Annotated in this window: 16 protein-coding genes; 5 read left to right on the forward strand and 11 right to left on the reverse strand. The window is 73.9% G+C overall.

What is annotated here, in order from left to right; all coding sequences use genetic code 11:
• The first annotated feature begins 8 nt into the window (after positions 1-8).
• From K8612_RS33695 to mxcH, 4 genes are read left to right on the forward strand one after another with little or no spacing between them, the layout of a single operon-like run.
• Positions 9-338 (forward strand): hypothetical protein, encoded by a 330-nt coding sequence (locus tag K8612_RS33695; RefSeq protein ID WP_223743753.1) that lies wholly within the window; start codon positions 9-11, stop codon positions 336-338.
• The gene (locus tag K8612_RS33700) at positions 335-613 is read left to right on the forward strand and encodes a hypothetical protein (RefSeq protein WP_223765243.1); all 279 of its coding nucleotides are present in this window, start codon (positions 335-337) and stop codon (positions 611-613) included. Before K8612_RS33695 ends, K8612_RS33700 begins: the two co-directional genes overlap by 4 nt.
• Positions 610-2163, forward strand: coding sequence for a PepSY-associated TM helix domain-containing protein (locus K8612_RS33705; protein WP_223765244.1), 1554 nt, complete (start codon positions 610-612; stop codon positions 2161-2163). Before K8612_RS33700 ends, K8612_RS33705 begins: the two co-directional genes overlap by 4 nt.
• Positions 2164-2214: 51 nt before the next feature.
• Positions 2215-4668 carry a TonB-dependent siderophore myxochelin receptor MxcH gene (gene mxcH / locus K8612_RS33710; protein ID WP_223765245.1) on the forward strand — a complete coding sequence of 818 codons (2454 nt, stop codon included), beginning with the start codon at positions 2215-2217 and terminating at the stop codon, positions 4666-4668.
• A gap of 28 nt (positions 4669-4696) precedes the next feature.
• On the opposite strand, the gene K8612_RS33715 is transcribed toward mxcH, so the two are convergent.
• The 6 genes from K8612_RS33715 to K8612_RS33740 are packed head-to-tail and all read right to left on the reverse strand — an operon-like array spanning position 4697 to position 13451.
• Positions 4697-6583, reverse strand: a complete 1887-nt coding sequence (locus tag K8612_RS33715) for an IucA/IucC family siderophore biosynthesis protein (RefSeq protein WP_223765246.1) — start codon at positions 6581-6583, stop codon at positions 4697-4699.
• On the reverse strand, positions 6580-8163 hold the full coding sequence (locus K8612_RS33720; protein WP_223765247.1) for an MFS transporter: 1584 nt from the start codon (positions 8161-8163) through the stop codon (positions 6580-6582). The genes K8612_RS33715 and K8612_RS33720 overlap by 4 nt, the downstream gene beginning before the upstream one ends.
• Positions 8160-9590: a lysine N(6)-hydroxylase/L-ornithine N(5)-oxygenase family protein gene (locus tag K8612_RS33725; RefSeq protein WP_223765248.1), complete on the reverse strand. Its 1431-nt coding sequence runs from the start codon at positions 9588-9590 to the stop codon at positions 8160-8162. The genes K8612_RS33720 and K8612_RS33725 overlap by 4 nt, the downstream gene beginning before the upstream one ends.
• Positions 9587-10147, reverse strand: coding sequence for a GNAT family N-acetyltransferase (locus tag K8612_RS33730; protein ID WP_223765249.1), 561 nt, complete (start codon positions 10145-10147; stop codon positions 9587-9589). Before K8612_RS33730 ends, K8612_RS33725 begins: the two co-directional genes overlap by 4 nt.
• Complete coding sequence (locus K8612_RS33735; protein ID WP_223765250.1) at positions 10144-11928, reverse strand: IucA/IucC family protein; 1785 nt, start codon at positions 11926-11928, stop codon at positions 10144-10146. The genes K8612_RS33730 and K8612_RS33735 overlap by 4 nt, the downstream gene beginning before the upstream one ends.
• A complete protein-coding gene (locus K8612_RS33740; protein WP_223743760.1) occupies positions 11925-13451 on the reverse strand; it encodes a pyridoxal-dependent decarboxylase in 1527 nt (508 codons plus the stop codon). The genes K8612_RS33735 and K8612_RS33740 overlap by 4 nt, the downstream gene beginning before the upstream one ends.
• Before the next feature lie 738 nt (positions 13452-14189).
• Here K8612_RS33740 and K8612_RS33745 point away from each other — a divergent pair.
• Positions 14190-15782 (forward strand): sigma 54-interacting transcriptional regulator, encoded by a 1593-nt coding sequence (locus tag K8612_RS33745; RefSeq protein WP_223765251.1) that lies wholly within the window; start codon positions 14190-14192, stop codon positions 15780-15782.
• A gap of 7 nt (positions 15783-15789) precedes the next feature.
• Here the strand turns inward: K8612_RS33745 and K8612_RS33750 are convergent, their stop codons facing one another.
• The 5 genes from K8612_RS33750 to K8612_RS33770 all read right to left on the reverse strand — a co-directional run bounded on the left by K8612_RS33750 (position 15790) and on the right by K8612_RS33770 (position 21018).
• Entirely contained in the window at positions 15790-16383 is a 594-nt protein-coding gene (locus K8612_RS33750; protein WP_223765252.1) for a hypothetical protein, read from the reverse strand.
• 93 nt (positions 16384-16476) lie between these two features.
• The gene (locus K8612_RS33755; protein WP_223765253.1) at positions 16477-17841 is read right to left on the reverse strand and encodes a hypothetical protein; all 1365 of its coding nucleotides are present in this window, start codon (positions 17839-17841) and stop codon (positions 16477-16479) included.
• A complete protein-coding gene (locus K8612_RS33760) occupies positions 17838-18755 on the reverse strand; it encodes a biotin-dependent carboxyltransferase family protein (RefSeq protein ID WP_223765254.1) in 918 nt (305 codons plus the stop codon). Before K8612_RS33760 ends, K8612_RS33755 begins: the two co-directional genes overlap by 4 nt.
• A 253-nt stretch (positions 18756-19008) precedes the next feature.
• Positions 19009-20298 carry a LamB/YcsF family protein gene (locus K8612_RS33765; RefSeq protein ID WP_223765255.1) on the reverse strand — a complete coding sequence of 430 codons (1290 nt, stop codon included), beginning with the start codon at positions 20296-20298 and terminating at the stop codon, positions 19009-19011.
• 27 nt (positions 20299-20325) lie between these two features.
• Positions 20326-21018 carry a histidine phosphatase family protein gene (locus tag K8612_RS33770; protein ID WP_223765256.1) on the reverse strand — a complete coding sequence of 231 codons (693 nt, stop codon included), beginning with the start codon at positions 21016-21018 and terminating at the stop codon, positions 20326-20328.

Here is a 21018-nt window from a genome sequence, read left to right on the forward strand (position 1 = left end):
TGCGCTGCATGGAAATCCTGGCTCCCTCGCTGCTGTGGCTCGGCGTGGTGTGTCTCTATGGTGCGTGGTGGTGCCGGCACGCCGGACGGTGGCCGGACTTCCCGCGCGCGCCCGGTGTGCTGAAGGGGGCGGGGCTGGCGCTGCTGCTGGGCGGGCTGGCCGCGTCGCTGCGGGGGAGCGTCACCGCGGGCGCGGCGGTGGGGGCGGCCATGGCGTACGTCATGGCCGCGGGCACGCTGCTGGCCATCCTGACGCCGCTGGCGCGCAAGCCGGTGTGGGTGATGGGGTTGCTGCTCCCGGTGGGGCTGGTGCTGGGGATGCTGGAGCGGGTGTCGTGAGCGCGGCGGGGACGCGGGCCCGCCCGGGGTGGCGCTGGGTGCTGGCGGCGGCGGTGGGTGCGCCCTTGGCGGCGCTGCTGGCCTCGCTCGCCCTGTCGGCCGTGGTGCCCGTGTCCCCGGACCTGCGTTACCTGGTGGCGTGCGTCGCGGTCGCGCCGCTGATGGCCGCGGCCCCGTGCGCGGCGCTGCTGGCGCGCTCGGAGGCGCGCGCGTGGGCGGGGGTCGCGCTGACGGGCTGCGTGTCCCTGCTGCTGCTGTGGAGGGCGCTGCCGTGAGGCTGCGCGCCCACACGTATCGCCTGTTGTGGGAGGCGCATGCGTGGGCGGGCGCGGTGGCGTCGGTCCTGCTGGTGGGCATGTTCCTGCTGGGGGTCGCGTCGTTGTTCCGCCATGAGCTGGTGCCCTGGCAGGAGCCGCGCCTGCGCGCGCCCGTCGCCGCCGACGAGCCGCGAGCGTTGGCCACGCTCCAGGCGTGGCTGGACGCGCGCGTGGGCCGGGACGGGCCCTCCACGCTGGACGTGGACCTGCCCGCGCCGTACGCGCCGTGGATGCGGCTGGAGTGGCGGGCCGCGGGCGGCCTGAAGCAGGCCGTCTGGGTGCAGCCCGCGACCGGCGAGGAGGTGCCGGAGCGCAGCGACCTGGGCTACTTCCTGTTCCTCGCGCACTTCCTCTACCCGCTGCCCGGCGGCATGGCGGTGGCGGGCCTGGTGGCGGTGGTGCTGCTGCTGGTGGTGGGCACGGGGCTGATCATCCAACTGGGGCGGCTGCGCCGGGAGCTGGTCCGCTTCCGTCCGCGCGAGGCGCTGCGCACGGTGTGGGGCGACCTGCACAAGGTGCTCGGCGGGCTCGGGACGCCCTTCCAGGCGGTGATGGCCTGGACGGCGGCCATCATCTGCTTGAACGCCGCGGTGCTTCAGCCGGTGGTGGTGCGCACGGCGTTCCAGGGCGACGTGGACGCGGGGCTCCAGACGCTGGGCTATCCGCGCGGCGCGAAGCCGTCCGGACAGGCCGCGCCCGCGCCCCGGGTGGCCGCCATCCTGGACCGGGCCCGCGAGGCGCTGCCCGACGCGCGCCACTACCGCTTCAGCCTGCGCAACCTGGGGGACGCGTCCGCCTACGCGGACGTCCGGGGCCTCGCGCGTGACGGGCTCGCCGAGTTCACCACCGTGCGGGTGGCGGGCGACGGGCGGTTGCTGCACGTGCGGCGGGCCGGCGGGCCGAGCGCGTCCGCGAAGCTGCTGGAGGGGGCCTACGTGCTCCACTCCGGCCTCTATTCGGGCATGGGGCTGCGGCTCGCGTACGCGCTCCTGGGGCTCTTCAGCGCGCTGTGCGTCGTGACGGGCAACCTGGTGTGGCTGGAGCGGCGGGCGCGCTCCATGCGCCGGGTGGACGTGGCGCTCGCGCGGCTGACGGCGGGCGGCTGCGGGGGCGCGGCGTTCGCGATCGCGGCGGTCTTCCTGGCGAACCAGTTGCTGCCGGACGCGCTGCCCCTGCGGGTGGAGTGGGAGCACCGCGTCTTCTTCGGGGCCTGGTGCGCCAGCGTGCTCGGCGGGCTCGTGTATCCCCGTGCCCGGGGCTGGGCGCGGTGGCTGCTGGGCCTGTCCGGCGCGGTCCTGGTGGCGCTGCCCTGGCTGGACGCGTGGCGCAACGCGCGGCGCGTCTTCGACCCGGCGGGTTCGCCCTTCGTGTTCTTCGTGGACCTGGGGCTCGCGGCCCTGGGCGCCGCGTTCCTCCTCTCCGCCTGGGCCATCGGGCGCATCGCCCCGCACGACCCTGATGGGGCCCGGGTGGCTCCGCTGGGTGTGCCGGCGCACGAAGGGCGCTGAATGTCCTCCCGGCCCCGCTCCCCGCGCGTCCCGCGGCTCACGGCTCGCACCATGTCCATCCTCTCCGGCCGCCCTGCCTCTCCCGTGTGTCTTCCCCGCTCGCGCTCGCGCTTGGGCTGGAAGCGGACCCTGGGGGCGCTGGCCCTGTGCCTGTCGGCGCCCGCGCTGGCGCAGGACATGGGGGGGCCCGCGCCGGGCGTGGGCGAGCTTTCGGGCCAGTTGACCGCGTGCGCGGACGGGGACGTGGGGCACGCGGAGCTGCTCCTGCTGGAGCCGGATGGGAACACCCGTGCGCCGAGGATGGACGCGCGCCGCCGCTTCCAGGTGAAGGGGCTGAGCCCCGGCGACTACGAACTGCACGTCTACGTCCCCGGCTGCGAGCCGCGCGCCTGGCGCGTCCAGGTGGCGGCGGGGCAGCGGACGGAGGTGGAGGCCCGGCTGGAGGTGGCGCTCGACATGGGGACCACCATCGGCGTGACGGGCCGCGAGCTGAGCAAGTCGGAGGAGCGCGCCCTGTCCGCGGAGTCGGTCCGCGTGGTGGAGCTGGAGGCCGCGAAGGGGCAGACGGCGGACCTGGGCGAGGTGCTCAGCCGCAACAGCGGCGTCAGCGTGCAGCGCACCGGCGGCCTGGGGTCCAACGCCCGCTTCTCGCTCAACGGCTTCTCCGGGGAGCAGGTCCGCTTCTTCCTGGACGGCGTCCCGCTGGAGCTCGCGGGCTTCGGGCTGGGCATCGCCAACGTGCCGGTCAACCTGCTCAAGCGCGTGGAGGTGTACCGGGGCGTGGTGCCCGTGCGCTTCGGCGCGGACGCGCTGGGCGGCGCGGTGAACCTCGTCTCGTCGGACGGCAACGAGCAGGACGGGCTGTCCGTGTCGCTGCAGGCGGGCTCGTTCGACACGTACCGGGGCGCTGTCTCCGGCCAGTACAAGCTGGGCCCGAGCGGCGTGTTCCTGCGCGGCCACGCCTTCGGGGACTTCGCGCGCAACGACTACGCGGTGGACGTGGAGGTGCCGGACGACCGGGGGCGGCTCCAGCCGGCCCGCGTGCCGCGCTTCCACGACGGCTTCGCAGCGGGAGGCGCCGGGCTGGAGCTGGGCGTCGCCGACACGCCCTACGCGGAGCGCCTGTCGCTGCGCGTGTTCGGCTCGCGCTCCCGCAAGGAGCTCCAGCACAACGTGGTGATGACCGTGCCCTACGGCGAGGCGCTCTCCGCCGAGTCGAGCTGGGGCGCGCTGGCCACCTGGGCCCGGGGCGGGCTGCGGGACGGGAGGCTGCGGCTGGAGGCGGTGGGCGGCTACAGCCGCCGGGACACCGACTTCCGCGACACGTCGATGTTCGTCTACGACTGGTACGGCAACCCGGTCACCGAGCGCCGCCAGCCGGGAGAGCTGGGCGCCACGCCCACGGACCAGACGCTCTGGCAGCACAGCGCCCTGGCGCGGCTCCACGCGGGCTACGAGCTGTCCGAGTCCCAGCGCCTGCGCCTCACGCTGGCGCCCACCTTCGTGAGCCGCCAGGGGCAGGACCGGCTCAAGCAGGACACCGGGCAGCGGGACCCGCTCGACGCGCGCAGGAACCTGCTCACGCTGGTGGGCGGCCTGGAGCACGAGGCGATGCTGGCGGACGGGCGGCTCAAGAACGTGGCCTTCGTGAAGGGCTACGTGATGCGCTCCGCGTCGCAGGAGGTGCTCTCCGCGGGCGACGTCGTGCGCCGCGACCAGGCCAGCGAGCGGTTGGGCGTGGGCGATGGCCTGCGGCTGTTCCTGCCGCACGGGCTGCTGGCCAAGGCGTCCTACGAATACACCACGCGCCTGCCCGGCCCGGACGAGCTGTTCGGCGACGGCGTCCTGGTGGCCGCGAACCTGGCGCTGCGGCCCGAGGCCAGCCACAACGCGAACCTGGAGCTGGCGCTGGAGGACCTGGGCACCGGGCTGGGCCGCTTCCGCGGCAGCGTGGGCGGCTTCGCCCGCTTCGCGGCTCAGCTCATCGTGCTGCTGGGCAACGACACCACCCTCAGCTACGAGAACGTCTACGCGGCGCGCTCGCTGGGCGTGGAGGCCTCCGCGGGGTGGACGGTGCCGGGGGACTGGCTGGCGCTGGACGCCAACGCGACCTGGCAGGACTTCCGCAACGCGGGCGGCGCGGGCGCCTTCGCGGCCTTCGACGGCGACCGCATCCCCAACCGCCCGTGGCTCTTCGCCAACGCGTCGGCGCGGCTCCAGCGGCGCGCGCTGTTCAAGCCCACGGACGTCGCGTCCCTGGGCTTCACCTCGCGCTACGTGCACGGGTTCTTCCGGGGCTGGGAGAGCCAGGGCCTGCGCCAGTACAAGCAGGAGGTGGACGCGCAGCTCGTCCACTCCCTGGCGCTCTCCTACGTGCGCGAGGGCTCCCCCCGGCTGGGGGGCACCCTGGAGGTGCTCAACCTCACGAACGCGAAGGCCTACGACTTCTTCGGCGTGCAGAGGCCGGGCCGCTTCCTGTCCGTCAAGCTGACGGCGGACTTCTAGGACGAGCGGCCCTTTCCCCCGCGCGGCGTCAGTCCCGCGCGAGCGGGTTGGGCAGCGTCCCGTTCGGGTACAGCGCGTGGCGCAGGGCCCGGTCGGTGTAGCGGGTGACGACGATGCGGTCCCGGTTGAGCGCGTAGCGCGGGATGCGCGGCACCAGCAGGTCGTACTCGGCGAAGCGCTCGCGCAGCTCCGGGTTCTTCTGGTGGAAGGCCAGGATGGTCGCGCGCACCTGACGCCAGAAGGCCTGCTCCGGCACGCCCAGTTGCTCCTCGCACAGCGGCGCCAGGTAGCGGAAGTGGCCCACGAAGATCTGGTCCACCACGTGCTGGCGGATGACCGACGGGTGCTTGCGCGGCAGCACGTGGTCATGGCCGTCCGGCTCCGGGCCGCGCTCCGGCACGTCCGTGAAGGACACGCACACGTCGTCCACGAAGTCCTTGAGGTACAGGCGGCGGGGCACGTCGTCCCCGTCGAAGCCCAACAGCGTGTTCTGCCCGTGCGGGTTGAAGGTGATGCCGTAGCGATACAGCACGTGCATGATGGGGATGAGCAGCGTGTCGAACAACCGCTGCAGCCAGGCCTCCGCGCCCAGGCCCGACGCGCGCACCAGCTCCGCGACGAACGCCGTGCCCCGGGTGTCCACGTGCAGGAGCGACGCGAAGGTGCGCACGCGCTCGGCGGGGTCCTGCCGCGCGGCGACGGGCTCGCGCCAGATGCAGCCCAGCGTCTCCAGGTGCTGGTAGGGCACCTCCGCCACCTTGGAGAGGTACGGGTGGCGCACCGTCACGGAGGCCACCTCGCCCAGGAACACCGTGCGGCAGGTGTCCGTGAGGAAGGGGTCGCTGTCCAGCAGGCACTTGAGCCACTGCGTGACGACGGGCGCGCCCAGCGTGCAGTGCGGGGGGATGCCGCGCCACACCAGCGTGTTGAGGATGCGCAGGGGCAGCTTCACGTCATAACGGCCCGGCGTGGTGATGTTGGCCATCGTGCGGATGGACTGGCCGGGCAGGTACTCGTCCGGGCTCTCGCCCAGGGGCACGATGCGCCGCTGCGCCACGTCCGCCGCGTGCAGCACCTGCACCGCGTGCTCCCACTGCCACGGGTGCACGGGCATCCACACGAAGGCGTCCGGCTTGAGGCCCAGCGAGGTGAGGACGCGGGTGAAGCGGGCGCGCGTCGCCGCGTCCAGCTCGCGCTCCAGGATGGCCTGCTCGGACAGCTCCGACGTGCCGCGGAACTCCGCCAGCCCCCGGTGCACCGCCACCCACCGCAGCCGCACCGGCTGGCGCGCCTCCGGGGCGTAGCGGCGCACGTCGGACGCGGAGAAGCCCACGCGGCCCTTGTTCGCCACCAGCCAGTTGTGGCCGGTCATGTGGCACTCCAGCTCGGTGTGGCCCAGTTCGCGCATCTGGGCGGCGGTGTGGCCGCCGTGCGCGAGGCGGGCCGCGTCCACCGCCAGCGTGGAGGACAGCTCGTTGAAGTAGGTGGCCAGCGTGGACGCGTCCGTGTTCAGCGTGGACGCGGCGTCCGCGAGGAACTGGAGCGCGTCCCAGGCGGGCTCCGCGATGCTGTTGCCCAGCATGCCGGTGGCGCTGCGGGTGATGGACGCGGGGTCCACCTTCATCCAGCCAAAGGCGCCCGGCCGCGCGCGGAACAGGTACGACGTGCCGCTGCCCAGGTCCACGCGGTAGCGGCCCTCGCCGCCGTCCTCCACGGGCTTGAGCATCTCCTCGAAGGACCACTCGCCCAGGGCCTTGGCCAGCAGCCGCCGGCTGGCCTCGCGCCAGTCCGCGGGGCTCACGTCGGACAGGGCGGGCACCGGGTGCTCGCCGGCTCCGGTGGAGGTGTTGGGGGCCGCGGTGGGCAGGCGGGTGACGGGGGACTCGAGGTGCATGGCTTCGTTGCGGGGATTCACGGGGACTCCTTCAAGGAAAGGGACGGGGCTCCCACGGCCGGGCGCGAGGCCCGGGGCGCGGAGCGGGAGAGGACGCGAAGCGCGAGGACGGCGCCGCCCAGGCACACCGCCGCGGCGGACAGGCACACGGCCAGGTAGGCGTCGCCGAAGGCGGAGGTGGCCAGCGGAAGCAAGGTCGGCTCCACGGCGCCGAACTGCCCGGTCTCCACCGCCATGCGGGTGTGCCGGGCCACGTCGGACGGCAGCGAGGCCTGGGACAGCGCAGCGCCGAGCCGCGACGAGAACACGGCGCCGAAGACGGCCACCCCCGTGGCGGTGCCCAGGGGGTAGCAGGCGTTGGTCAGTCCGGAGGCCATGCCCGCGCGCTCCGGGGGCACCACGCTCACCGCCACGCCCATCAGCGGCGGGAAGAGGACGGCGCCACCGGTGCCCATCAGGAGGAGCCCCAGGACGTTCACCCACGGCGAGGCCAGGGCGGCCCCCAGCGCGAGGAAGCCCAGCCCCGCGCCCTGGAAGGCGAAGCCGCTGGCCACCAGCGTGGACGCCTGGAAGCGCGCCTGGATGCGCGCCATGAACAGGCCCACGACGAGCAGGCTGCCCGTCAGCGGCAGCAGGCGCAGGCCCACCACCAGGGGCGAGCCGCCCGCCGCGCGCTGCAACCACAGCGTGGTGAAGACGAGCACGCCCAGGCTGGCCATGCGCGCCAGGAACCCGAGCACCGCCGCGCCCGACAGCTCCGGGATGCGCAGCAGCTCCAGGTCCAGCATGGCGCCGGGGCGGCGCTGGCTGGCGACGAGCGCCACCAGGAACACCCCGCCCGCGCACGCCGGCACCCACACGTGCGCGGAGCCCCAGCCGGCGTCGGGCCCCATCATCAGGGGGTAGTGCAGGGACAGCAGCACGCCGATGGCGAGCAGCGCCCCCAGCAGGTCCAGGCCGCGGTGGGTGTCCTTCGGCGTGAGCGAGGGCATCCGGGTCAGCGCGCCCACCACCACCCAGAGGCCGATGGGGACGTTGACCAGGAAGATCCACCGCCAGCCCACCAGCTCCACCAGCACCCCACCCACCACGGGCCCGAGCGCGCCCGCGGCGGAGGCGATGGCCGCGTACGTGGCGATGGCGCGCTGACGCTCCGCGCCCTCGTACACGGCGGCGAGCAGCGCCAGCGCGGGCGCGAACATCATGGAGCCGCCCAGGCCCTGGGCGACGCGGGCGGCCACCAGCGTGCCCGCGTCGGGGGCCAGTCCGCACAGCACGGAGGCGACGGTGAACAGGGCGGTGCCGGCGACGAAGACGCTGCGCCGGCCCACGCGGTCGGACAGCGCGCCCGCGGTGAGCAGCAGCGCGCCGAACGCGAGCGAATACGCGGACACCGTCCACTGCACCTGGCTCAGCCCGGCCTTGAGGTCCGCGGCGATGGCCGCCAGCGCGACGTTGACCACCGTCACGTCCAGCGTCATCACCACGCCCCCCGCGCTCACCAGCGCGAACGTCCACCGCGCGGCGCGGCGGGCCTCCACGCTGGCGTGCTCGACGGACCCTGTCTCCGGGGCCGGGGCTTGCCCTGACCGCGTGCTCATGGCGCCTCCGACAGGCGCGGGCCGACCGGCCGGGGCGGCTCGCCTGGCATCGCCGGGTACGCGTGCGGCACCGGGGCCCTGTCCGCGGGGCGGGCCGCGTCTCCGGAGTGCTCCGGGACGCCGAAGCTGGAGAAGGCCGTGCGCCGGGGCAGCCGGAACACTTCGCGCCCCAGCAGGGTGTTGAGGATGGTGGCGTTGCGGAACGCGGAGATGCCCAGGTCCGGCGCGGCCACGCCGTGGCTGTGCAGGTCGGCGTGGGTGACGAAGACGCGGCCCTGCACCTCGGGCGCGAGCTCCACGGAGTAGTCCAGGCGGACGCGGTAGCGGCCCTGGTCGTCCCAGCGCAACCGCCGCTCCATGGGCTTGAGGAACCCGGGCGAGCGCTGCTTGTAGCCGGTGGCCGCGACGACGAGCGCCGTCGTGTGCTCGAACGTCTCGCCGGTGTCCAGGTGCCGGCACTGGAGCACCACGTCCCCGGCGGGGCTCACGGACGCGTCCTCCACCGCCACGCTGGAGCGCAGCTCCACCGGGGACAGGCCCTGCTCCAGCTCCCGCCGGTACAGCACGTCGTGCAACTGCTCCAGCGTCTCCGTGGAGATGCCCTTGTAGTGCCGCCACTGCTCGGCGACGAGCCGGTCCTTGGTGGGCTGGGGCAGCGCGTGGAAGTACCGGACGTAGGCCGGCGTGGTCATCTCCAGCGTCAGCTTGGTGTAGTCCAGCGGCGCGAAGGACACCGTGCGCGTGAGCCAGCTCACCGCGGCGCCGCCCGCCAGGTTGCGCTGGAGCAGGTCCAGCGCCACCTCCGCGCCGGACTGCCCGGAGCCCACCACCGTCACCCGGCGCGCGGCCTCCACGTCCCGCTGACGGTGCAGGTAGTGGCCGGTGTGCACCACGCGGCCCTCCGGCAGCGACGCCAGCGCGCGCGGCAGCGACGGCTCCGTGCCGATGCCGATGACGACGTCGCGCGCCAGCATCGTCACGCGCTCGCCCTCCGCGCGCCGCACCTGCAGCACGAAGCGCTGGCGCCCGGCGTCCCAGTCCATGGACTCCACGCGGTGCGAGAAGCGCACGGACGGCAGCTTCGTCACGGCCCAGCGCAGGTAGTCCTCGTACTCACGCCGCGTCGGGTGGAAGCGCTCGCGGATGTAGAACGGGTAGAGCCGGTCCTTCTCACCCAGGTACGCCAGGAACGACAGCGGGTGCGTGGGGTCGATGAGGCTGACCAGGTCCGCCAGGAAGCTGAGCTGGAGCAGGGCCTCGTCGAACATCAGGCCCGGGTGCCAGCTCAGGCCCGGCTGGGCCTCCAGCACCACCAGGTCCAGGCCCTCCACGCGCGACGCGAGCGCCGCCAGGCCCAGGTTGAAGGGGCCACAGCCGATGGCCACCACGTCGTGTTCGGAAACGGTCTCAGCGGTCACGGGGTTCATGGGAGGTCTTTCTCGGAGCGGGGGTAGACGAACAGCGTCGCCGCCTTGTCCGGCAGGTTGATGGCGCCAACGGCCCGGAAGCCGGCGGCGGAGAAGGCGCGCAGCGAGGGCGCGTTGCGTGAGTCCGGTTCGGCCACCACCCGGGTGCAGTCGGGGTCCGCGGCGAGCAGCCCCTCCGCCACCGCGCGCAGCAGCGAGCGGCCCAGGCCGCGCCCGGTGCCGCCCAACTCGCCAATGGCCACGTGGACGCCCAGGTCGTGGGGCCGCTGCGCGTAGTGCCCGGCCAGCCGGTCGCGCGCCACGCGGTAGAGCTCCAGGTACGCGAGCGCAACGCCGTCCCGCTCGAGCATGCACGGCAGCGAGTGCGTCCCCGCCAACTGCCGCTCCAGCTCCGCGCGCCAGCGGTCCTCCGGCCAGGCCTGCTTCCAGAACTCGGCCACGTGCGGCGCGCGCATCCACCGCACCAGGCGCTCCAGGTCCTCGGAGACGCTCGCGGGCCTGAGCCGCCACGGCGCGGGGAGGTGGGGCAGCGGGGGGCCAGGAACGTCCACGCTCATCGCCGGGCCTCGCGCAGGGGGTTGGGCGCGTCGAGGTAGACGGACTGCGCGTCCAGCGGCGCGAGCACCTCGTCGATGCCGTGCAGCCGGGTGAGCAGGTTGCTCTTGGTGGGGAGGATGTCCGCCTCCAGCCACCGGCGCGCCAGCCGGTCCCCCGAGGGGCCCGCGGCGGCCAGCGACGGCAGCGCGTCGCGGAGCCGGCCCGCCATCACCCCGAGCAGCCGGCGCTCGTCGCCCAGCCCTTCGGAGCCCAGGCAGCCCACGACCGCGAGGGCCTGGTTTCGCAGCAGGTAGTAGGAGAGCCGCTCGTCGACGAGGGCGTCGTCCACCACGGCCAGCGTGGAGGCGTCCACGCCCAGCAGCCGCAGCAGCCGGGGCAGGTGCGACGAGGCCAGGTAGTAGCCCTGGTTGTCACGGAACGCGGAGCCCACGACGCGGCCCCGGTCATCCAACTGCACCAGCGTGTTCTGCTGGTGCGCCTCAAGGCCGATGCCGGTGGACGCGTACAGGTGCAGCATGGGGACCAGCACGCGGTCCGTGTAGTCGGCCACCCACGCCTCCGCGGCGCCCGGGCCCAGCGCGGCCACGCTCGTGCCCAGCATGCTGCGCCCCAGCCCCGGGCGCGGCGCCACCAGGCCCACGAGGCAGCGCAGGGTCGCGACGCGCGACGGCACCTCGCGCACCGCCACGTCCAGGCCCGTCACCTCCGGCCCTCCGGGCCGCGACGGCTCGTCCACCGCCAGCCAGGACGGGTCCTTCACGATGGAGAAGGACGGGTGCGCGGCGGTGGTGGCGCTCGCGTAGCCCGCGTCCAGCAGCCGGTGGATCTCCAGGCCGCGGCGCAGCTCCGTGCGGGTGGACTCCCGGCGGGAGTTGGTCAGCCGCAGGCCCAGCGACAGCTTCAGCATCACCGGCATGTCCGGGCGGTAGACGGTGCGCACGCTCGACGTGGCCCACCAGCGCGGCCCCCGCTCGCCCAGCGGCGTCAGCAGGCCCGCTTCAATGAGCGCCGCGACGCGCGGCCGGCGGAGCACGTCCCGGGCCTGCCACGGGTGGGCGGGCACCAGCACCCGGCCGTCGTCACGGGGGCACTCCGCAAGGTCCGCCATCAGCGCCACCATGTCCCGCCCCGCCAGCGACGGCGCGCCCGCCACCGCGTCGTGGGACACCACAGAGGGATGCGCGGCGAACCAGTGCAGCCGGAACGAGCCCCGGAGCTCCGGGGAGAAGTCCGCGCTGTCCGTGGAGGACAGCCCGTCCCGGCTCTTGGGGGCCGGGTGGTGCAGGTGGCCCAGCAGCAGCGCCTGCTCGGCGTCCAGGAAGCCGTCCACCCCGGCCGGCGGCTGGGGCCGGGCGCGGCGGTGGCCCACGAAGTCCGTCACCCGGCGCACGGACTCGGCCGTGCGCTCCACCAAGTCCGCGACCTGGCCCGCGGGGATGCCACCCCGGCGGGCGGCGCCACCGCGCAGCGCGGCCTCATGCGCCACCAGCGCCACGGCGAGCACGGGGTCCGCCCGCGTCGCGCCGCCCGGTCCCTCCAGGGACACCGGCCCGAAGCGGTGCCAGCCGCTCGGAGAGCAGTGGGTCACCTCGGTGGTGAGCGCGAGCCCCGACCCGGGCAGGGACACGCGCAGCGGCCCCGGGCGCACGGGGGTATGGGTCTCCATGAGCCAGCAGCGCAGCAGCGCCTCCAGGTGGGCGTGCTCCGCGGACAGGCGCGCGTCCGCGTGCTCCAGCGGATCCACGGCGGGGGAGGGCGTCAGGGCAAGGGCGGTGCTCACGCGGCCCCCTTCTGGAAGCGCGGCGACAGGGCGCGGCCGGCTTCGAGGACGGTGTGCACGAGGGCGTCGATGTCCTCGGGCGTGGTGGTGGGGTTGAGGAGGGTGAACTTCAGGCAGACGCGCTCCGGTGAGCCCGGCCCGTCCAGGCGCACGGCGGTGCGGCCGATGAGCGCGGTCCCGGTCTCCAGGAGGCGGCGGCGCAGGGCGCCGTTGATCTCATCCTCGCGGGACGGGGCCTCCGGGACGCGGTAGCGGAAGACGACGGTGGTCAGCTCGGCGGGGGCCACCAGCTCCAGCTCCGGCTCCGCCAGGATGCGCGCCTCGGCGTGGCGGGCCAGGTCGTGGCAGGTGTCCACCATGTCGCCCAGGCCCCGGCGCCCGTGCGCCAGCAGCGTGGCGGCGACCTTCACCGCGTCCGGCCGGCGCGTCGTCTGGAGGCTGCGGCCCAGCAGGCCGTCATAGCCCGCCTCCGAGTCGTCCTCCGGGTTGAGGTAGGCGACCTGCCGGTCCAGCGCGGCGAAGGCTTTGGCGTCGGAGACCAGCAGCACGCTGGTGGCGGCGGGCTGCCAGCCCAGCTTGTGCAGGTCCAGGGTGAGGGAGTCCGCCCGCGAGACGCCGTCCAGCCGGCCCTTGAGCCGCTCGGAGAACAGCGCGCCGAAGCCGTAGGCCGCGTCCACGTGCAGCCAGACGCCGTGCTCGGCGGCGATGTCCGCGATGGCGTGCAGCGGATCCACGCTGCCGAAGTCCGTGGTGCCCGCCGTGGCCACGATGGCCAGCGGGGTGTGCTCCGGCGGCAGCTCCCGCAGGAGGGCCGCCAGCGCGTCCGGGCGGATGCACCGGCGCGAGTCCGTGGGCACCGGCCGCACGGCGTTCTCGCCCAGCCCCAGGGCCGCGCAGGCCCGGTGCACGGAGAAGTGCGCCAGCTCCGAGCACAGCACCACCGGGCCCGGCAGCGCGGCCACGCCCTGCCGGCGCGTGTCGATGCCCCGGCGCAGCGCCGCCGCGTCCCGGGCCAGCATCAGGCCCATCAGGTTGGACATGGAGCCGCCCGGGGTGAGCACCCCGTCCGCCCGGGCGGAGAGCCCGGCCAGCCCCAGGAGTCCCTGGATCAGCCAGCGCTCGATGGCGATGGCGGAGGGCCCGGAGTCATACGTGTCCAGCGACGCGTTGCTCGCGCTGGCCAGCGCGTCCGCGGCCACCGCGACCGCCAGGGGAGGCGGTTGCAGGTGCGCGACCGCGTGCGCGTGTGACAGGTGCAGCCCGTACTCCACGAGCACCCGCCCCAGCCGGGCCAGCGCCGCCTCCGCGCCCATGCCCTCCTCGGGGATGCCGTCCCCGCCCAGCGCCGCGCGGGCGGCGGCGAGCACGTCCTCCGGAGCCCCGGCGCGCAGCGGGCCCGAGGGCCACCGCGCGACGGCCAGCGCGCTGCCCACCGCCCCCGTCAGGGCCGCCGTCACCGCGGCCAGGCCCTCTCGGGACCCCGCCAGCACCGACGACGGGCGCCGCGGCCAGCGAGGAGGCATGTCTGCCCCTCGCGTTCCCTGCTCAGTCTCTGTCTGCATGGTTCTGCTGTCTCCAGTCTTGGATTGGATGCGGTGTATTGCCGCCAGCGCATGGACATGCGCCGGGCGGCGGAGGGGCTGGACTCACGTCTTGGATAGGCCGCGGACACACCTCGGCCGTGGCCGCACAGGCATGGCCAGACATGGATGTCTGGGTACACCCCGGCCCTCCGGGGCGGACGGTGCCGTCACGGCGGGGATGAATCAGCGGAGCAGTGTGGCTGTATGGGGTTGGGGCCCTGGCGCGCGCAAAGCCGCGTCAGCCCACCCGTTCTGGGAGGAGAAGGAGGGTCCTTGAGATGTCACCTGGAGCAGCGTCGGGGTTGAGACAGACATGCAACGGCATCCGCCCGCCGCCTGGAGCCACGGCTCCCGGACCCGACGTGCACGGATGTGTCACAAATTTATTTACTCATGAAATTGATGATGATTCTCAAAATCATGTACTGATGGGGCTGGAGTATCCGGATGATCCAATGCTTGTCAACAAGATGTTTTCCGGGGTTTGTCTTCTTATGCCGATACCTGGATGTAGCGGACGGGCTGGACCGCGTGTCTGTATCGGCCGGGCTGGGCAGGTGAGGGGGCACGCGGTCCCCGCCCTGGCCGCTGGTCCGGGCGTGGGGCTCCGGTGGTGGGCAACGAAATCCCGGTGCCGGGCGCACTGCAATTTCGGTGGTCCGCTATTATCGCTGGTCCATGGCGGATGAACTGATGGGGCGTCAGCCGGAGGTCTCGCAGGACGCCCGGGAGCTGGTCGAGCTGGCCACCACCGAGGAGGGGGTGGGCGAGCTGCTGCGCCGTGGGCTGGACTGGGTGTCGCGCGTGGTGCCCTTCGACCTGGCCACGCTGTTCCTCCTCAAGGAGGGGCGGCTGGAGGCGGTGGCGGCGCGGGGCCCGCTCGCCAACCAGGCGGTGCGCAAGCACTCGCTGCGGCTGGCGGACTTCCCGTCCCTGAAGCAGGCGCTGGAGACGCGGCGGGCGCGGGCCTTCACGGAGGAGGACCACTCGCACGGGGATGGCGACCCGTTCGACGGCGTGCTGGATCTGCCCTCGGGGCACTCGTGCATGGTGGTGCCGCTGTGCGCGGGGGAGCGCTGCTACGGCGTGCTGACGTTGGACCGCGTGCAGTGTGAGACGTACGCGCAGCCGGTGGTGGACCTGGTGGAGGTCTACGGCCAGATGCTGGCCACGGCGCTCCAGGGCGCGGAGCAGCGCGCCACGGCGGAGCGGCTGCACCGCCAGGACCACGAGCACGCGAAGCTGCTGGAGTCGCAGTTGGGCGGGGACTCGGAAGGCATCCTGGAGACGTCCTTGAGTCCGGTGATGCGCGACCTGTCCCGCCGCGCGCGGCAGGTGGCGGAGACGGACACGCCGGTGCTGATCACGGGCGAGACGGGCACGGGCAAGGAGCGGCTGGCGCGGGCCATCCACCGCTGGAGCGCGCGGGCGGATCAGCCCTTCGTGTCGCTCAACTGCGCGGCGATCCCGGCGGGCCTGCTGGAGAGCGAGCTGTTCGGCCACGTGAAGGGGGCCTTCACCGGCGCGAACCGCGACCGGGCGGGCCGCTTCCAGATGGCGCACGGAGGCACGCTGCTCCTGGACGAGATTGGCGAGCTGCCGGTGGAGCTTCAGGCGAAGCTGTTGCGCGCGCTCCAGGAGAAGACGTTCGAGCCGGTGGGCAGCGACAAGACGGTGCGGGCGGACGTGCGCATCCTCGCGGCGACGCACGTGGACCTGCACCAGGCCATCGCGCAGAAGCGCTTCCGCGAGGACCTCTTCTACCGGCTGAGCGTCTTCCCCTTGAGGCTGCCGCCCCTGCGCGAGCGGCGCGAGGACCTGCCGCAGCTCACCGTGTTCCTCCTGGAGGAGCAGGCGAAGCGCACGGGCCGGAGGGGCATGCGGGTGACGGCGTCAGGGCTGGCGCGGCTGGCGGCGTACGACTGGCCGGGCAACCTGCGCGAGCTGGCGAACGCGCTGGAGCGCGCCACCATCCTCACGCGCGGCCAGGAGCTGACGGCGCAGTCCTTCGACCTGCCGACCGGCGAGCGCGCGCGGGAGGCGCCGGCGGAGGAGACCCCGGCGCCGCTGCCCGCGGGGGCGAAGGTGCCCACGCTGGCGGCGGTGCAGCGCGAGCACATCCTGCGGGTGCTCGCGCTCACCCGGGGCCGCGTCTACGGTGAAGGCGGCGCGGCGGCGCTGCTGGGGCTCAAGCCGTCCACGCTGCAGAGCCGGATGAAGAAGCTGGGCATCGAGCGGCTGGAGGGCTTCACCGCCGTCGAGGACGTGTGACGCGGGCTCAGTGCCAGCGGCTGTCCTCGCGGGCCTCGCGGCGGTCCTCGCGCGTCTCCTGGCGGTTCTGCGCCGTCTCCGTGCGGGCCAACTGGACCAGGTCGGCCAGGAGCATGCGCTTGCGGGAGAGGCTGCCGCTGTCCAGCCGGCCGTAGAGGGCGTTGAGCTCCTGGGCGATGGAGCGCGTCTGGCGCAGGGCGCGGGACTCCTGGCGGGCGTCGCGCACGTCGTCGCGGTGGTCCTTGCGGTCGTCGTAGCGGTAGCCGTCGTGGCGCACCTCGCGGGCGCTGGCGCGCGCCTCCTGCTTGTCCTGGGCCAGCTCGCGGCGGGTCTCGTTCAGCTCGGACGCCACGTAGCGGCGCACGTCCTCTTCCACCTGGAGCAGGTCGCGGCGCGCCGAGCGGCCACGGGCCGAGTCGTAGCGGGAGAGCAGCGACTCCACGTGGCGCAGGTCGTAGCGGTCATCCCGGGTCTCGCGCGCGTCCTGCCGCAGCTCCTGGCGGTCACGGACCTGCTCGCCGTGGTTGTTGCCGCGCGGGCCGTCCGCGTGGGCCAGGGCCGGGAGGGACAGCGCCATCGTTGCCAGCAGCCACTTCGACATGGGGGGCTCCTTCAAGTGCGTCGGATGCCCTGATGGACGCGGCTCGCCGCCGCGAATTCACGGCGGCGGAAGAGTCCCCGGTGGGAGCGAGGCCTACGACACCGCGGGTGCGGCCGGGCGCGGCGTGGAGGGCGCCACGGGGTAGTGGGCCTCCTTGCCGAAGGGCTGGTCGAACAGGTGCGGATCCGCCTGGCGCGAGCGGAAGAGGTCCACGATGTAGTTCATCCGCTGGTCCAGCTTGCTCCAGTCCCTCGCGGCGGTGCCCGTGAGGCTGTCGGGCGTCTTGTCCAGCCGGCCCAGGAGCGCCTTCAGCTTCGGGTCCTCGAGGGTGCGCAGGTGCGGCGGGAAGAGCGTGGACTCCATGCCGGCGGGGGGCGGCAGGTCGTTGCCCAGCTTCAGCGCGCCGCCGGGCACCGCGAGCTTCATCATGTGCTCGGTGGCGATGCCCCGGAACACGCCGGCCAGCTTGTCCACCAGCGGGTTGACCACCAGGTCCACCGCGCCCGACTTGATGGCGGCCCTGGCGGCGAGGTTGGCGGGGAAGGGCAGCGCGTTGGCGCCCGCTTCGATGCTCTGCTTGAGGATGTTGGCGAAGACCTGCTTCACCGGGGCGTTGAGCGCCTTCTCCACGAAGCCCTGGAGCTGGGTCTGCTCGTGCAGGCCCACGGTGTCGTTGGCCCGGAGCATCAGCTCGGCCTTCGTGTTCGGGTCCTTCTCGAACATGGCCTGCGCGTAGGTGCCGAAGGCCTCCTTGAGCAGCGGCTTGTCCGCGGGGAAGCCGTCCAGGTACTGCTGGAGCTTCGCGGGGTCCAACTGCGTGTCACCCTGGAAGGTCTCCACGAAGCGGGCGAACTCGTGGCCCACCTCGCGGAAGACGAACTGGTTGCCGTCGCCAATGGCCTTGCTGACGGTGTCGAGCGCGTCCGCGCCGGCCTTGGCGATGTCGCCGGTGGGCATGGCGGGCAGGCCCAGCTTGCGCAGGAGGTCGTCCACCCTGGACATGGCCTCGCCCACGACGCCGCCGCCCTTGAGGACGTCCACGAAGGCCTTGGGCATGTCCTCCTGGCGGATGCTCACGCCGGCCTGCTTCGAGGCCCAGGTGGCGAAGGTGGACCAGTTGGCGTTCTCCTTGCCCAGCAGGGTGCCCATGGCGTCGGACAGGTCGTGGTAGCCCTGGGTGATGGCCAGGTTGCGCGCGACGGGGTCCTGCATCGCGGCGATGTTCGCCACGTCCGCGGCGGTGGGGTAGCTGCCCGGCGTGGGGCGCGGGCCGCCCTGCTGGGGGGCCGCGGCGGGGGTGGACAGGGCCACCGGGGCCTTCCGGGCCTTGGACGACTCGAAGAGGGAGGTCCCCTGGCTGGCGCCGGGCTTCACCTCGTTGCGGGGGCGCGGCGGGAGGGCCGGCTCCGGCGTGCGGGGCGTGGCGGTGGGGCGCGGGCCGATCTTCGGAGGAGTCATGCCCCCAGTATCGGCCGGGACGGGGCCGAAGTTGCCCTGTCCGGCCGGGCAGGGTGGTTCCTCCAGGCGTCGCGAGCGACCTCCAGGGTCACGGCCTGGAAGCGCACCGGGGCGCCCGGACGGCGGGCCCCCAGGCGGCCCCAGTCCGCGCGGATGACGGCGGCGATGAGGGGGTAGCCCCCGGTGGTGGGGTGGTCCGGGCCCATCACGATGGGCGTGCCGGAGAGGGTGACCTGGATGGCGCCGCGCACCATGGGGCGGCAGGTGCCCCCGCCCTCGTCGCCGTGGGGCACGGGAGGTCCGTCCAGCCGCTGGCCCACGCGGTCGCTGGAGGGCGACACGGTGAAGGTGCTGCCCAGGAGGAGCGCCACGGCCGCGTCGCTGAAGGAGGACGCATCCGGGCCCAGGAGCACGCGCAGCGGGGCGGCCGGGTCCAGGGCCTCCGTGAGACGTGACAGGTCGGCTGGGGAGGGGGCGGTGCCGGGAGGTCCCAGCGGGAGCCGGTCCCCGGTGCGCAGGGGGCGGCCTTCCCAGCCGCCCAGGCGGGCCACCCACAGCGTGCCCTGGCCACCGAGGACTTCAGGCACGGCGAGCGCGCCATCCACGGCCACGTAGCGCACGGCATGTCCGGTGGGCGCGGGCACGGTGCGCGTGGCGCCGTCCGCGAGGAGGCTGGGGGCTTCGCCATCCACGGACACGCGCACGTCGCGGCCCCGGGCGCGCAGCTCCAGCCGGCCGAAGGCCTCCAGCGCCGCGGCGCCAGGTGCGTTGCCCACCGCGCGGTTCGCCGCGATGAGCAGCTCCGGCACCCACGCGCCGCCGGGCGGCACGCCGTGATGCATGACGCCGGGCCGTCCACCGTCCTGCACGGTGGCGGGGGCACCCAGGCCGACGATCTCGATACAGGCGCTCATGGCTCTTCACCTCGCGCGGTCATCCCCAGGCCCTCGGGCAAGGCTGCAAACCGCACGAACCTGTCCGACAGTCGGACACGTTTCGAAGCCCGCGCCCCAGCCGGACAGAGGAAAGCTGTCCGACAGTCGGACAGGTTTCGAAGCCCGCGCCCCCGCCCCGGCCCCGCTTTGGATGGGGGAACTCCCTGCTGCCGTGCCATGGAAATCGGTCCGACAGTCGGACAGGTTTGGCGGCGCGTCGGGCGGAACGCCTTCATTCCTCCACCCGTTCGAAGCGCACGCGGGCTCCCAGTTGGAGCTGCGTACCTCGCTGGGGGTCGAACGCGGTGAAGTCCAGCGCGGTGCCCACGAGGTTCCATCCTCCCGGCGACGCGAACGGGTACACGCCCGTGCGCTGCCCGGCGATGCCCACCGCGAGCGCGGGCACCCGCGTGCGCGGCACCGGCAGGCGGGGACACGCGATGCTCGGATCCACGTCCCCCAGGTACGCGAAGCCCGGCAGGAAGCCCACGCAGCGCACCCGGTACTCGCGCGCCGTGTGACGCCGCACCACTTCGTCCACGGACAGGCCCGCGTGCTCCGCCACCTTCGCCAGGTCCTCGCCGTCGTAGCGCACGCGGATGCGGATGAGCGGATGCTCCACGTGCGTGACCGGTGCCACGCGCAGCCGCGCCAGCACGAGCGCCGGGGACTCGGGCGGTGTCTCCGGGTCGAAGTACACGCAGGCGTGGGCCTCGGTGATGACCGCGTCCCGCACGCCCGGCAGCGCGGCCAGGGCTTCGCGTGCCAGACCCCGGTCCACCGTCTCCGGCAGCACCAGCCGCAGCGCGCTGTCCCCCAGCGGCTCCGGCGGCTGCTCCAGCGCGTCCAGCATCGCGCGCACCTCGCGGGCCAGCACCACCGCGCCCGGCGTGTCGCCGTGCACGCACAGCGTGTCCACCGCGCCGCCCGTGGCCAGCCGCACCGTGTTCTCGCGCGCCTGCCCCACGTCCGTCAGCACCGCGCCGGGCTGACCGCGCGGAATCAACGAACCGTCCGGCAACGTGCCCCGGTCCGCGAAGCCCTCGCGCGCATACCCGAGCCCCGCCGCCCGCGCCGCGTCCCTCAACGCGCCGGTGCCGGGCCCCACGAGCGTGACGTCCGTGCCCAGCGCCTCCACCACGCCGTCCACCACCGCGCGCGCCAGCGCCGGGGACTTGTTGGCCGCGTGGTACAGCGCCCCGTGGGGCTTCGCATGCCTCACCGGCACGCCGCGCTCGCGGGCCAGCGCCGCAAGCTGTCCGCACTGCTGGGCCACCTGCGCGCGCAGCACCTCCGGCGCCACGTCCAGCGCCTTGCGCCCGAAGTCCTCCCGGTCCGCGTAGGACGGGTGCGCGCCCGCCAGCGTGCCGTGGCGCTCGCACAGCTCCAGCGCCCGCCGCATGGACGCCGCATCCCCCGCATGGCCTCCGCAGGCGATGTTCGCCAGGTGCGCGAGCGCGTAGAGCTGTTCGTCCTCCCCGGGCAGCTCCCCCAGGTCGATGTTGAGCAGGCACCGCGTCATGGGCTCACGCTACGCGAGCCCCCCACCTCAGCGGTAGGTGATGAGCGCGCGGTGTTCGCCTTCGAAGTGTCCATGCTCGTTGAGCGTGGACAGATACCTGCCCCGCTCGCTGTAGATGACCTTCGTGACTCCACAGTTCGCCAGCGTCCAGTTCGTCCGGAACGCGTGCGCGTCCGGGATGCCCAGCAGGTCCTGGCTGATGGCCGTGATGGGGCCGCCGGAAGTGAACACCAGCGCCGTCCTGGAGGGTCCCAGCGAAGCGATGAGCGCCGCCAGCGCCTCCAGGCAGCGCGCCTTGAACGCGCTCCAGGGCTCCCGGTACTCGCTGTCATGCCCGCCCGCGACCCAGCGCCCCACGGCCTGGGTGAACAGGTCCTGGTACGCGCGGCGCGGGTCCTTCATCGCGGCCAGTTCCTCGCGCAGCACGGCGAAGTCCGCGTAGCGCGGCGTGTGCCGGTGCACGACCTCCTCGTGGTCGAACTCGTTGAAGCCCGGCGTGCGCACGGGCTCCACCTCCAGGTCCAGCGCCTGAAGGCACGCGTCCGCCGTCTCGCGGTGGCGCAGCATCGTGCCCGTCACCACGGCGTCCACCTTCGGCAGCCGCGCGCGCAGCGCTTCGCCCAGGACGCGCGCCTGCTGCACGCCCACGTCCGACAGCTTGTCGTAGTCCCGCGCGCCGAAGGACGCCTGGCCGTGGCGGATGAAGTAGAGCGCGCCCAC

This window comes from Corallococcus sp. AS-1-6 (genome assembly GCF_020037015.1).
Classification (GTDB): domain Bacteria; phylum Myxococcota; class Myxococcia; order Myxococcales; family Myxococcaceae; genus Corallococcus.